Origin of the sequence: Pectobacterium sp. 1950-15 (assembly GCF_037136835.1) — a bacterium.
Lineage (GTDB): Bacteria > Pseudomonadota > Gammaproteobacteria > Enterobacterales > Enterobacteriaceae > Pectobacterium.
Window position 1 is genome coordinate 73,868 of record NZ_JBBBQR010000001.1, and the last position, 12,965, is coordinate 86,832.

General features: G+C 53.0%; 9 protein-coding genes. 6 read left to right on the forward strand and 3 right to left on the reverse strand.

Features of this window, described 5'->3' with window-relative positions:
- The first annotated feature begins 186 nt into the window (after window positions 1-186).
- Genes WCT94_RS00265 through WCT94_RS00275 form a run of 3 tightly spaced genes read left to right on the forward strand, consistent with a single transcriptional unit; the run spans window position 187 to window position 4,973 of the window.
- Window positions 187-1,614, forward strand: coding sequence for a TolC family outer membrane protein (locus tag WCT94_RS00265; RefSeq protein ID WP_336867155.1), 1,428 nt, complete (start codon window positions 187-189; stop codon window positions 1,612-1,614).
- Between the two features lie 39 nt (window positions 1,615-1,653).
- Window positions 1,654-3,792, forward strand: a complete 2,139-nt coding sequence (locus WCT94_RS00270) for a type I secretion system permease/ATPase (RefSeq protein WP_336867157.1) — start codon at window positions 1,654-1,656, stop codon at window positions 3,790-3,792.
- Window positions 3,793-3,803: 11 nt separating this feature from the next.
- Window positions 3,804-4,973: an HlyD family type I secretion periplasmic adaptor subunit gene (locus WCT94_RS00275; protein WP_336867158.1), complete on the forward strand. Its 1,170-nt coding sequence runs from the start codon at window positions 3,804-3,806 to the stop codon at window positions 4,971-4,973.
- 93 nt (window positions 4,974-5,066) lie between these two features.
- On the opposite strand, the gene WCT94_RS00280 is transcribed toward WCT94_RS00275, so the two are convergent.
- Window positions 5,067-6,275 carry a glycoside hydrolase family 28 protein gene (locus tag WCT94_RS00280; RefSeq protein WP_336867160.1) on the reverse strand — a complete coding sequence of 403 codons (1,209 nt, stop codon included), beginning with the start codon at window positions 6,273-6,275 and terminating at the stop codon, window positions 5,067-5,069.
- 578 nt (window positions 6,276-6,853) lie between these two features.
- Between WCT94_RS00280 and pelI the strand changes: the two genes are divergently transcribed.
- Entirely contained in the window at window positions 6,854-7,909 is a 1,056-nt protein-coding gene (gene pelI / locus WCT94_RS00285) for a pectate lyase PelI (protein WP_336867162.1), read from the forward strand.
- 98 nt (window positions 7,910-8,007) lie between these two features.
- Here pelI and uxuA read toward each other — a convergent pair whose 3' ends face one another.
- Together uxuA and WCT94_RS00295 are read right to left on the reverse strand one after the other, a co-directional pair.
- A complete protein-coding gene (gene uxuA, locus WCT94_RS00290) occupies window positions 8,008-9,204 on the reverse strand; it encodes a mannonate dehydratase (RefSeq protein ID WP_336867164.1) in 1,197 nt (398 codons plus the stop codon).
- Window positions 9,205-9,488: 284 nt separating this feature from the next.
- Complete coding sequence (locus tag WCT94_RS00295) at window positions 9,489-10,223, reverse strand: FCD domain-containing protein (protein WP_336867166.1); 735 nt, start codon at window positions 10,221-10,223, stop codon at window positions 9,489-9,491.
- 211 nt (window positions 10,224-10,434) lie between these two features.
- Between WCT94_RS00295 and WCT94_RS00300 the strand changes: the two genes are divergently transcribed.
- Together WCT94_RS00300 and WCT94_RS00305 are read left to right on the forward strand one after the other, a co-directional pair.
- Window positions 10,435-11,628, forward strand: a complete 1,194-nt coding sequence (locus WCT94_RS00300; protein ID WP_336867168.1) for an alpha/beta hydrolase — start codon at window positions 10,435-10,437, stop codon at window positions 11,626-11,628.
- 85 nt (window positions 11,629-11,713) lie between these two features.
- Window positions 11,714-12,958, forward strand: coding sequence for a SpoIIE family protein phosphatase (locus tag WCT94_RS00305; RefSeq protein ID WP_180778253.1), 1,245 nt, complete (start codon window positions 11,714-11,716; stop codon window positions 12,956-12,958).
- The last annotated feature ends 7 nt before the right edge of the window (window positions 12,959-12,965 follow it).

Below are 12,965 nucleotides of genomic sequence, written 5' to 3' on the forward strand. Positions count from 1 at the left end.
GCGTTTGAGCCGTCCCGAGTCGGGCGCGTGCTACGAGATAGCATAAAAAATCGCCATTATCGCGCACGAAACGGCCTCAGCAGCGGCATAGATACGTGTCCAAGAGACGGTACGAAACTGCCTCGATAGCGGCACAAATATGTGTAAAGGAACTAAAACAAAGAGTGATGAAAACAGGGGTCATTGATGCACACACCATTTTTTATCAGGGGCATATTTTTTCCGCACCACCGTACTTGTTTGACTCGCACACTGCGCCATCACACCCCGCGTTATGTGTTGGCGCTCGGGCTGGCCTGCAGTGGCCTTTCCTTTATCTATAGCTCGCCGACGTTCGCTCAGGCCGTCGCGTTTGACTGGTCCGCCGCACCGACAGAACAGCAGGTCGATAGTCTGGATCTCAAGCAGGCCATTCTCCGTGCGTTTGCACGCAACCCACAAATTGCACAGGCTTCGGCGCAGATTCGCGTCGGTGAAGCCGATCTGCGCGTCGCACAAAGTGCCTGGTTCCCGCAAATCGGCCTTAGCGGCAATGTCGGCCAGTCCGATCAAAGTGATTCTGGCGGCACGATGAGCAACAACGCCACAGCGGGTATTACGCTGAAACAGCTGCTGTATGATTTTGGTAAGACGGGCGGCAGTATTGATGAGCAGCACAGCCTGTCAGATGCCTATCGCTATCAGCTCTACGGCGTCATGACCACGGTAGGTCAGCAAACCTTACTAACCTACCTGAAAGTCAAACGCTATCAGGAATTGGGTCAGGCAGCAGATCGCAATATCGCGTCGCTCAGTCAGGTCAGAGACATCGCGACGCTGCGTTCTGAGGCTGGCCTCAGTACGCAATCCGACATCCTGCAGGCGGAAACCCGCATCGCGGGCATGAAGGCAACGCTGGAGCAATACCGTGCGCTGGAACGTTCCTCGCTGGCCCAACTCAGCGTGTTGACCGGCGTTCTCCCCACCGCCCTACCCGATCTGCCCCGTGCGCTGCTGCAACAAAAAATTACGCTCAAGGCACTCCCCTACCAGCAGAGTAATGCGGTGCTGAGCGCGCAGTCCAAGCAGGAAGCCTCGCGCCATCGGATTCGTCAGGCAGAAGCCCAGCACTGGCCCACCATTGCCGTGCAGGCGGGCCGTACCCGCTATGAAACCGACAGGCGTAATTACTGGGACGATCAGCTACAGCTGGTGGTGGAAGCCCCGCTTTATCAAGGCGGTGCCGTCAGCGCACGCGTTGATGCCGCATCAGGCACGCGTGAAGCGGCGCAGGCTGAAGTCGAAGCGGCAAAGCTGGATATGAACCAGAAAGCCTCAACGGCCTATGCCGACCTCATCGGCGCGCAGCAACGTGAGAAAGCCAGCCAGCAACAAATCACCAGCGCAACCTACACCCGCAACGTTTATCAGGATGAATACAAACTCAGCAAACGCAGCCTGAATGACCTGCTCAGCGTTGAACAAGACGTATTGCAGGCTGAAACCTCACGCATCGGCGCGTTATATGACGGCTGGGAGGCGGCGGTTAACTATGCCGCGGCCGTCGATAATCTGCTGGATATGTTGGGCATTGAGCGTCATCAAGCCACTGGCGAGACGTTACCGTCGCTGTAAGCCGGCTCACCTGCCGGATAAGAACATGCAGGAATGTGAATGACACAAATCACCCAAACTGAAACCTGGATTGCCGCCATGGCCCGCGCCGCCGCCCACTATGGACAGGTGGTCGATATCCAGTCGGTACGCCAGCAGATGCGCTGGTACGAACAGCAACCCATTGCCCGCCAGTTAGAACAAATCAGCCACCTGATGGGGTTAAGCATCAGCCTGCGACACACGGAGAAGCTCCACTGGCGCAACAAAATATTACCGGTATTGGCGGAAACCGACGATGGCGGCGTCATCGTCATTGAGTCGTTAAATGATGAGGGCATCGCCACCTACTGGCTGAATGACGGGGGCGACCTTCAACGTGAAGCCGAACTGACGGAACTCATCAAACACAGTCAGGGGATTATCGTACTGGTCGGCATCGCCGAACGTGGCCGCGATACCCGCATCGATGATTTCGTCAAACCGTACCGCAAGCACTGGTTCTGGCAACATTTTCGTGGTGCAAAACGGCAGATCGGGGAAATTTCTCTCGCGTCTATCGTGGGTAACGTTCTGGCACTGGCGGGGATCCTGTTCTCCATGCAGGTGTATGACCGCGTGATTCCGGCGCAGTCGATTCCCACCCTGTGGGTGTTGTTTTTCGGCGTACTGCTGGCCGCTGCATTAGAGTACGCCATCCGTTTATCACGCACCGTCGTCTCCGATCTGATGGGCAAAAGCATCGATCTGCACGTATCAGGGATGCTGTTCGCCCGCGCATTGGCGATCAAAAATGAAGCCAGACCGAAATCCACCGGCTCGTTTATTTCACAACTGCGGGAAATCGATCAGGTACGTGAACTGCTGACGTCCACCACCGTCGGGGCGGCAGCCGACATGCCGTTCGTCTTTCTGTTTCTCGGCATTATGGCGATGATCGGTGGGCCGCTGGTGCTGATTCCCATGCTGGCGATCCCGCTGATTGTGATCCCCGGTCTGATGCTGCAATGGCCGATGGCGAAGCTCGCCAAGGAAGGGATGCGCGAAAGCGCGTTGCGGAATGCGGTACTGGTCGAGTCCATCGAAGGGATCGAAGATATCAAAGCGCTACAGGCCGAACCCTACTTCCAGCGCCAGTGGGAGCAGACGCACGAAGTCAGCGCCGCCATCGGGATGAAGCAACGCATCTGGGGCGCACGGCTCAGCGGCTGGGCCTCGACCGTCCAGCAGTTAACCTATGCTGGCATGCTGGTGTTCGGCAGCTATCTGGTGCTGGCAGGCGATATCACCACCGGTACGCTCGTGGCCTGTAGTCTGCTTTCCTCACGCACCATCGCGCCGCTTATGCAGTTAACGATGGTGTTTTCCCGCTGGCAGCACGCGAAAACCGCCATGACCGGGCTGGATGACATCCTGCAAAAACCGCTGGATCGGCCAGAAGACAGCAAAATGGCGCACTGCCCGATCCTTCAGGGCCACTTCCAGCTCCATAACGTGCAATACAGCTACGATCCTGAACAGGGTGATATCGCCTTGCAGGTCGGCAAGCTGGAGATCAAATCGGGCGAAAAAGTGGCGCTGTTGGGTAAGGTCGGCGCGGGTAAATCCACCCTGCTCAAGCTGCTTGCCAATCAGGCCACGGCGACGCGTGGCAAGGTCATCATTAATGGCGTCGACATCAGCCAGATCGATCCGGCAGATGTCCGCCGTCAGTTGGGCTTTCTGTCGCAGGAATCGCGTCTGTTCTTCGGCAGCCTGCGGCAAAACCTGATGCTCGGCAACCCACACGCGACCGAGCAAGAGCTGTTGCAGGCGCTGCGTATTAGCGGTGCGCTCAGCCTGATCCAACAGGATGCTTCCAGTCTGGATCGCATCATTCATGAAGGCGGACGCGGTTTATCCGGCGGGCAGCGGCAGATGATTCTGCTAAGCAGGATGCTGTTACGCAATCCCCAGATCGTGCTGCTGGATGAACCCACCGCCTCGATGGACGAACAGCTGGAAAACCACGTTATCCACCAGCTAAGCAGTTGGCTCACGGGGCGCACGCTGGTGCTGGTGACACACCGCCCGGCGCTGCTCAAGCTGGTTGACCGCGTGGTCGTCATGGATGGCGGGCGCATCGTGGCAGATGGCCCACGTGACCAGATTTTGAAAGCGATCAGCAAACCGGCAGATGCCGCACAGAGCGTGGCGTAAGGGGAAACACAATGAGTAGCATCACTATCCATGATGACCTGAAACGCCAGGGTCGACGCGTCTCCGCCATTATTTGGCTCAGCCTGTTGGGGCTGGTCGTGTTTTTTATCTGGGCCACCTTTGCCGTGCTGGATGAAGTGTCCGTCGGGAGCGGTAAGGTGACGCCGTCGACCCGCGCACAGGTGATTGAAAGCCTGGACGGCGGGATCATCGGCCAGCTGTACGTGCAACAGGGCAACGTCGTCGAGAAAGGTCAGGTGCTGGCACAGTTAGACGTCAACCGTTTTCAGTCGGTCTACGGTGAAGCCTTCTCCCGCGTGCAGACGTTGCGGGCATCCGCAGAACGTCTGCACGCCGAGCTCAGCGGCGAACCACTCAAATTCAGCGCGGAAACCCTGAAGGAACCGGCGCTGGCCGCACGCGAACGCCAACTTTATGAATCACGCTTGCGTAATCGCGATGAAACGGTCGCCAACCTGCAACAATCGATGCGGCTGGTGGAGCAAGAGTTGCGGATGACAGAGCCGCTGGTGCAGCGCGGCGCTGCCAGCGCCGTCGAAGTGATTCGGCTGCGCCGCCAGATTAGCGAGATCCGCGGCAAAATCGACGAAGCCCGCAACCAATACGCCGTGCGGGCGCGGGAAGAACAGGTCAAGAACAACGCCGATCTGGAAGCACAAATGGAAGTGGTCAGCGGGAAAGCCGACCAGCTCAAGCGCGCCACCATTACGTCACCGGTACGCGGTATTGTGAAAGATATTCAGGTAACGACCGTTGGCGGCGTGCTGCAACCGGGCGGCAAGCTGATGGAAATCGTACCGCTGGAAGATCAGTTGCTGATCGAAACACGCATCAACCCACGCGATATCGCCTATATCCGGCCGGGCTTGCCTGCTACGGTAAAAATCACCGCCTATGATTCTTCCATCTACGGTAACTTAACGGGTGAAGTCGAAAGCGTATCGCCCGACACCCTTCAGGACGAAGTCAGGCGCGATCAGTTTTATTATCGGGTCTATGTGCGCACCACACAGGCGGAGCTGACCAATAAAGCCGGGGAAAAATTCCCCATCGTGCCCGGCATGGTCGCCAGCGTGGAGATAAAAACCGGCCAGAAAAGCGTGCTGGACTATCTGATTAAGCCGTTGAACAAGGTCAATGAAGCGCTGCGTGAACGTTAAACTCACGCATGGAAAAACGAGCGTAATTGACAAACAACAGCGCCGCCGGTTTCCCGTGCGGCGCTGTCATGACAAAACAACGTAGTGATCACACTACTTCTTAACGGTGACGTTCTTGATCTGCCATGTGCTGTCGCTCGTCAGTTTGACGTTCTTCATCGTCACTTCGATCGGCTTTTTCGCGTTTTCGCCGTTCAGCACCACCACACCTTTGGTTTGGGACGTAATATCTTTAAACGTAATGTCGCTCCAGTCAGGCACATTACTTCCCTCTTTTTTCTCATACACCGTATCAATCACAATCGGTTTCGCCACATTCTTCATGACCACATTGCTATACCGAACGCCATTGACCACCCCGGCAGCCGATTTGTCACTCTTAATGCGTAAGCCATTCGTGGTGCCATTCATGTTCAGATCATCGACGGTCACATTGTAAACCCCCATCGTTTCGCTGCCGATCGACATACCGTGGCCCGTTCCGAATTCATTATGCAAAATGGAGATATTGCGCGTCTCGGCACGGCCTTTATAGGCTTTGATCGCCACGTTATCGTCACCCGTCGAAATATTGCTGTGGGCAATCGTGATGTTTTTTGATGACATCGGATCGATACCGTCGGTGTTTCTTGCCGTGGACGGCGTTTTGATCGTGGTTTTCCACGCGGTTAAGCCATCACCATCGCTGAACACGACGTGGAAGTTCGGGGAGTTAATGAGAGAGACGTTGTACAGTGTGAAATTCTTACTCTTATTAATCTGAATCAGTCGTGGGGTGTTCTGTTTTAGCTTTTTCACTTTGGCATCGGCGGCCAGATCCCACCAACTCACCTTTTTATCCTGAAGCTTCACGCCCCCTTGCCCATCAATGATGCCCGGCCCATAGATTCCGCTGTTCGTCGTACTCGTGGCGGTAATAAATGCATTACAACCTTTACCGTTGTTATCCACTACGCCACAGGATGACGCCGCATTCTCAAAAGACTTGGCGTTGTTCACGGCACGCAGCGTCACCCCACTGTCGATTAATAAGCTGACGCCCGAAGGCAGAGAAAGTGGACCGCTCAGAAAGACGGACGTACTCCCCGCGCTCAGCCTGACCGCTTTGCCTTGTCCGCAGTTATTCAACGCTTTTTGAATAGCGCTGGTGGCCGTGCTGCTGTCCGCTTTCAGTACCGTACAGGAGGACGGGGCTTTCGGCTCACTCACCGTTCGTGAGTCAGAAGCAAATGCCGATGCGCTGAACAGGCCGATAAGGCCCAGTGATAGTGATAAAACTCGCTTACCTGATTGGTATTCCATGTCAAACCTTCCCTATAGATATCCGCAATTTCTTGTGACTAAAAAAGAATGACGCATTCATTTTTCTTAATTAAGAAAAATGAAACGCCTTTATAGAAACCAAGAATTGTCGAACATGCATATGTAGATTAATAAAAAGTCCATTTACATAAAACTTTGCTAATGTTTATTAAGAAAAGCATTCAGTTTTATGCATGATTAAATTATCACCAGAAAAGTAAATGAAGTATCAACAGAACGTGGAAAGAAACCGAATCCCGTCACGTGCAGTCAAGGGCGAGTGGTAAGATTTTTATCTCTTCAAGCCATTCACTTTTCTTATTTCTTTAATAAGAACCTTCCGAATATTTATTAGTTCACAAGAAATAATTAAATAAAATATAATAAACAAAAGATAAAATTAAATATAAAATAATCACAGGGTAAATTAAATAATCTGATTAATCTCAACAATTTTGTCGAATTATTATTCATTTCTAATTCCCTACTATATAATCCTTCTCGATGCGCAAGGACTCCCTCTTTATTTGGAATAAATAAAGAGAAAAAATATCCGTTTAATTTACAAGGAAAAACAAATGTTTAAGTATTTAACACCGATATTTTTATGCACCGCTGCTATTTCTTTTCAGGCTCAAGCTGATGACACCATGTTGATGCTGCTGAAAAAAGACAATGCCACCTATTTAAGCTGGTCTACCGATGCAGGCAATGTGGTTCGCCAGGATGTGTATCGCAGCACCAGTAATAATCAGGCGAGCAGCGAAAAAATTGCAGAGCTCAATTCCACCGACAGAACCTTTACCGATTTAAGCGCTAATCCAAAGTCGGATTATTGGTATTGGGTGGATACCGTTAGCGGTAATAATAATGTACTGAAGTCTAATGCTGCACCGACTAATCCTAGCCTGGAGCCAACACCACTGCGTGCAGCGTCACTGAAGGCTGCCAGTTCAGAATGTAAAGCAGGAGCGGTAATCAAAAATAAAACCGTCGACTGTGGCGGTATTACTCTGGGCCTGAGCTGTTCAGGTGACAGTGATAAGCAGCCTCCTGTTATCACGCTGGAAAATGCCACCATTAAGAACCTGCGCATCTCTGAGAAAGGCGGTTCTGACGGTATCCACTGTAAGTCAGGCGACTGCCGGATTGAAAACGTAATATGGGAAGACGTTTGCGAAGATGCGGCAACCAACCTGGGTAAAACCATGACCATCGTCGGCGGTGTTGCCCATAACACCACCAATGGCCCTGGCGGCAAGCCGGACAAAGTGCTGCAACAGAACGCCAAAAACAGCCACACTATCGTACAGGGCAACTTCACCCTGACTGGCCAACACGGCAAACTGTGGCGCTCTTGCGGTGACTGCACCAACAACGGTGGCCCACGTAACCTGACCATCATCAGCGCAACCGTTAACGGTACCATCGACAGCATCGCTGGCGTAAACCGTAACTTTGGCGATGTCGCTGAGATCCGCGATCTGCGTATTAAAGGCTACAAAGCGGGTAAACCACCGGTCTGTGAAGAGTTTAATGGTGTAGAAAAAGGGAAAGGCAAATCTGAGAAATACGGCGAATTCTGGGATACCAAGAACTGTAAAGTCAGCCGTTCAAACGTTAAACCGCTGTAATTCTGCTGGCAGAATTCACACGTAATTAACTTCCTCTGGGGTCCTGACGCATCAGTCATCTACAGACCGTGCTACTAAGCACGGTCTGTTTCATTTCATCACCCTTGCTGCAATTCGGTAAACAGCGTGCGCTTCAGCGCCAGCTCGACGCCACGCAGTTCAGCCAGCCCTTTCAGACGACCGATTGCCGAGTAGCCGGGGTTGGTTTTCTTTTTCAGATCGTCCAGCATTTGGTGCCCGTGATCCGGACGCATCGGAATCGGACGGCGATCGCCGGCCTTCTGACGACGTAGCTCTTCTGCCAGAATGGCATTGATGATTGCTACCATATCCACATCACCTTGCAAGTGCGCCCCTTCGTGGAAGGAATTGGGATTGTCTTCGCGACAGGTCGCACGCAGATGGGTGAAATGCACGCGATCGGCAAACGTTTCCAGCATCGTAACCAAATCGTTATCGGCCCGTACGCCGTAAGAACCTGTACAGAAGGTAAAACCGTTGTGCAGGCTATCAACCGTCTGTTTCAACCAACGCATGTCGTCAATCGTGGACATCACGCGCGGCAACCCAAGGATCGGACGCGGTGGATCGTCAGGGTGAATGGCCAGGCGAATACCGACAGCTTCCGCAACGGGCACAATCTCACGCAGGAAATGCCCAAGGTGCTCACGCAGTGTCGCATGGTCAATACCGTCATATTCCGCCAAACGTCCGCGAAATTGCTCCAGCGTATAGCCTTCTTCGGAGCCCGGCAGGCCCGCGATAATGTTCCCTGTCAGGCGCGCAATCTCTTCTTCACTCATCGCACGGAAATAGTCGGCAGCCTGTGCCTGTTCATCCGCCGTGTAATCTTTTTCAGCACCGTGACGCTGTAGGATATGCAGTTCAAAGGCCGCAAAGGCAATATGATCGAAACGCAGCGCTTTTGAACCATCTGGCAGAACATACTCCAGATCGGTTCGCGTCCAGTCCAATACGGGCATGAAGTTATAGCACACCGTATCAATCCCACACTGCGCCAGATTACGCAGCGATTGCTGGTAATGGGCAATATGCTGCTGATAATTCCCCGTTTGGGTTTTGATCTCTTCATGCACCGGCACGCTTTCCACCACCGACCAGACCAGCCCTTTCGCCTTCAATTCGGCTTTGCGCTTTTCAATCTCTTCAACCGACCAGATTTCGCCATTGGGGATGTGGTGCAGCGCCGTCACCACGCCGGTCGCGCCCGCCTGCCGAACATCATCCAGTGAGACAGGATCGTTCGGGCCGTACCAACGCCAGGTTTGTTCCATACCGAGTTACCTTTTTTCGCCAAGTGAGAAAGTTGTTTTGTCACTTTTTTCATCAATAAATAAGGAAAAGACTACCTCACCGGGGCAGGCTGTCAAACGAAATGCACAAATTGATTGACCAATTACACAAAAAATTCAATTTTTGGCCTAACAGGAATGCGAAAAAGACTGTAAAAATGAAGATGAAGTCAAAAACAGGTTATTTGGTCTGATATCTTTTCTCTCCGCACACCGATGCGATGCCGGAGAGAAAATCCACGCGGGAAAGGACATGTAGGAAGGAATCAGGATTCCAGACGTGAGGGAACGGACTCGAACAGGTAACCATCGAACGCCGGATCGTCCACGTTCGAGATTTCCAGCAGCTTAATTTTTACGTTTTCCAGATGCTGCCACATTGCCTGACGCGCCATGTTCACATCGCGGCGAGACACGGCACGCAGAATCTGCTCATGATCGTCCAGCCACTGGCGCTGGTAGCTGAAATCATCAGTATGGGAGTGAATGCCCTGCCACATTGGGCTGCGTTTACGCGCCTGCCACACCTCATACACCATATTGGCTAAGACGCTGTTTTGAGTAGACTGCGCCAGCAGGCAATGGAATTGCTCATCGGCGCTTTCATCCACGCTGCCGTTTTCAAGCGATGCCCTTTCTTGTTCAATGGCCTGGCGCATTTTCACAATGTCGCTTTTGGTCGCCTGCATCGCGGCAAACGCGGCAACTTCGCCTTCCAGCAGTTGGCGCGCCTGCATCAGCTCAAAGGGGCCATAGCCGCTGTCCACTACGCCCTCTTTTCCCTGCGGGGTCGGCAGTTGCATGACATAAACGCCAGAGCCTTTACGCACCTCGATCAGCTTTTCCAGCTCCAGCATGATCAGCGCTTCACGCACCACGCTACGGCTGACGTTGTAGGTTTCAGCAATATCACGCTCGGGAGGCAAGCGATCGCCAATCTGATAGTTACCCTTCAGAATTTCCGCGCGAAGATTGTCGCCAATCTGCTGATATAAACGCATACCGCCATCCCTTTATTCAACATCGGCCATCGCAATATTGGCCTGACCAAAAGACAGAAAAATGCCCAATTTGTCTGAAGTATAACATGAAGCCCTATTACGCCGCACGTTGAGCAATCTGCACGCGAAATAATTTCAGATATAGTGTTGTCGAAACGCCATTACCCCGTTAGCGATCAGGTTGATGTTGCCCAATAGGCAAGGAGCATAGATGACAATAAACGTATTCCGGTTCGTTTCGTGGACCACCTGGAAGCAGGTGATGGCGAGCCTGCTCGCTCTGGTCGGTGTGCTTTTTATCGTGGGGTGCAATAGCAATCCGCGTGATATCACACCGTTAGGACAAGCGTCATTCGAGCGTTATCAGCAAGACACGACGCGTTGGGTAGAACAACATCGCGCCTTCCAAACCACGGATAAACAGCTGGAATTACGCTGGAACACCCCCAGCGAAACACGCCCTGCGGGTCAGCCGCATAAAGCGATTTTGCTGGTTCACGGGCTGGGAGATTCACCCGGCTCATTCATTGACGTCACGCCGCAACTGGTCAAACAGGGATTTCTGGTCAGAACCGTGCTGCTACCGGGGCATGGTACCCAGCCATCCGATCTGCTGCACGTCACCGTCGATGACTGGCGCGAAGTCGTCGCCGAGCAGGCCGCCATTCTCAGCAAAGAAGTCGATGAGGTCTATCTGGGCGGCTTTTCCACCGGTGGCAATCTGGTGCTGGAATACGCGTTGCAACACCCTGAAATCAAAGGGCTGGTGCTGTTTTCTCCTGCGATTAAATCCAATGAAAAATACGACTTCATGACGCCCCTGCTATCGGTGTTTACCGACTGGCTGATGCCGCCTCGCCCCGGCTACCCACAGCAGTTAGCAACCCGCTATATGCGCGTGCCGACCAACGGCTTTGCCCAATATTATTATTCCAGCAGCGGTGTTCGTTCACAGCTCGCCAAAAAGCCTTATGACAAACCGGTATTAATCGTCCTGGCAGAGCATGATTCCGTCGTTGATACAGCTTACATTGTCAACACGTTCGATACGTTGTTTACCCACCCACGCAGCCGCCTGATCTGGTATGGCGATCGCCCTGCTGGCATACATTCCTCGCGCGTTTTGGTGCGTACGGGTTCGCTGCCTGAATGGCGCATCAGCCAGTTCTCGCACATGTCACTTCTGTTTTCACCAGACAATAAGGAATACGGCAAAACCGGTGCAATTGTCATTTGCGCCAATGGACAAACCAATAGCGACCTCGCGGCCTGTGCGGATCGCAGCACGCTGTGGTATTCCGATTGGGGATACGTGGAAAACGGCAAAACCCACGTGCGCCTGACCTTTAATCCCTATTTCGACTGGCAAAATCAGATCATGGCCAACGTACTGGACGCGCAATAGCCTTATCGCAAACCGGGAGTTGTCATCATTTGGTCATCAAGGGCGGGTATTTTGACTTAAAGACAAATCCGCCCAAAGATTAGCCATGATCGCCATGCCCGTTCCTTGCGCCCGACCGCTCCTCCGGGGTACACCGGTGGCGCGAGATCTTTGCATTCCCTTGCCGGACGTTTCTCCTAACACCGACAACGCCACCGTATTGCAGTTATTCAGTAAAAATAAAGAGTGGGTCAGCCTGCCTGTCGTTGAGGATGGACGCCCTTTTGGCTTAATCAACCGCCACATTTTTCTCTCACAGATGTCGCGGCCTTTTTATCGCGAACTGTACGATAAAAAGAGCTGCATCGCGTTTATGGATAAAAACCCGCTGATTGTTGATGCGCTGGCGTCGCTAAACGACGTGGCCGATCAAACGGTGATCACCGGTGATAAATCGCTGACAGACGGCTTTATGATCACCGAGAATGGACGTTATATCGGTATCGGGCTTGGCATCGATCTGATTAAGGCCGTCTCCGATATGCACCTACGCCAACATCAGCAAATTATGCAGAGCATCGAATATGCCAGTGTGATTCAGGCCGCGATGCTGACGACATCAACGCAGGCGATGTCGCGCACGCTTGCCGACTGGTGTTTGGCCTGGGAACCGCGAGACTGTGTCGGCGGCGACTGCTATGCCTTTAAAACCTACCAGAACGGCTGGTTTGCCGCCGTCGCGGACTGTACCGGACACGGCGTGCCCGGCGCATTTATGACGCTGATTTTCTCTTCCGCATTAGAACAGGCGCTGACACAGCACGGTCCGATGCTGCCAGCGCAGCTATTACAGGCCATCAACCGTCATATTAAAGATACGCTGGGGCAACGTGACGAAACGCGCCAGCTCTCTAGCTCTAACGACGGCTGCGACGCCATGCTGGTGTTCTGCGATATGACGCGCAATACGCTGACGTTTGCCGGCGCGAGGATGCCAGCCTTCATGCTGCAACGCCAGAACGGACAGCTGACGCCACTCCAGTGCGATCGTATGGGAATCGGTTATACCGAAACACCTTATGACTACCAGTGGTCGAGCTATGAATTGCCGCTCCATGATAACGATATGTTTTTTACCACCACGGACGGATTGACGGACCAAATCGGCGGAGAACGCAGGATTATGTTTGGAAAACGCCGGCTACAGGAGCATCTCCAGCACTATCAACACCAGCCGATGCGTGAACTGGCTAACCAGCTTCTATCGGCACACAAGATCTACCAGGGCGATCAGACCCGACGAGACGATTTAACTTTTTGGGGCTTCCGACATTGTTCGACTTTTGTTTAATCAGGCA

Bases quoted from the DNA above. Each gene is read 5' to 3' on its own strand.
- WCT94_RS00265 (WP_336867155.1), top strand. From the start codon at position 187: ATGCACACACCATTTTTTATCAGGGGCATATTTTTTCCGCACCACCGT.
- WCT94_RS00270 (WP_336867157.1), top strand. From the start codon at position 1,654: ATGACACAAATCACCCAAACTGAAACCTGGATTGCCGCCATGGCCCGC.
- WCT94_RS00275 (WP_336867158.1), top strand. From the start codon at position 3,804: ATGAGTAGCATCACTATCCATGATGACCTGAAACGCCAGGGTCGACGC.
- WCT94_RS00280 (WP_336867160.1), bottom strand. From the start codon at position 6,275: ATGGAATACCAATCAGGTAAGCGAGTTTTATCACTATCACTGGGCCTT.
- pelI (WP_336867162.1), top strand. From the start codon at position 6,854: ATGTTTAAGTATTTAACACCGATATTTTTATGCACCGCTGCTATTTCT.
- uxuA (WP_336867164.1), bottom strand. From the start codon at position 9,204: ATGGAACAAACCTGGCGTTGGTACGGCCCGAACGATCCTGTCTCACTG.
- WCT94_RS00295 (WP_336867166.1), bottom strand. From the start codon at position 10,223: ATGCGTTTATATCAGCAGATTGGCGACAATCTTCGCGCGGAAATTCTG.
- WCT94_RS00300 (WP_336867168.1), top strand. From the start codon at position 10,435: ATGACAATAAACGTATTCCGGTTCGTTTCGTGGACCACCTGGAAGCAG.
- WCT94_RS00305 (WP_180778253.1), top strand. From the start codon at position 11,714: ATGATCGCCATGCCCGTTCCTTGCGCCCGACCGCTCCTCCGGGGTACA.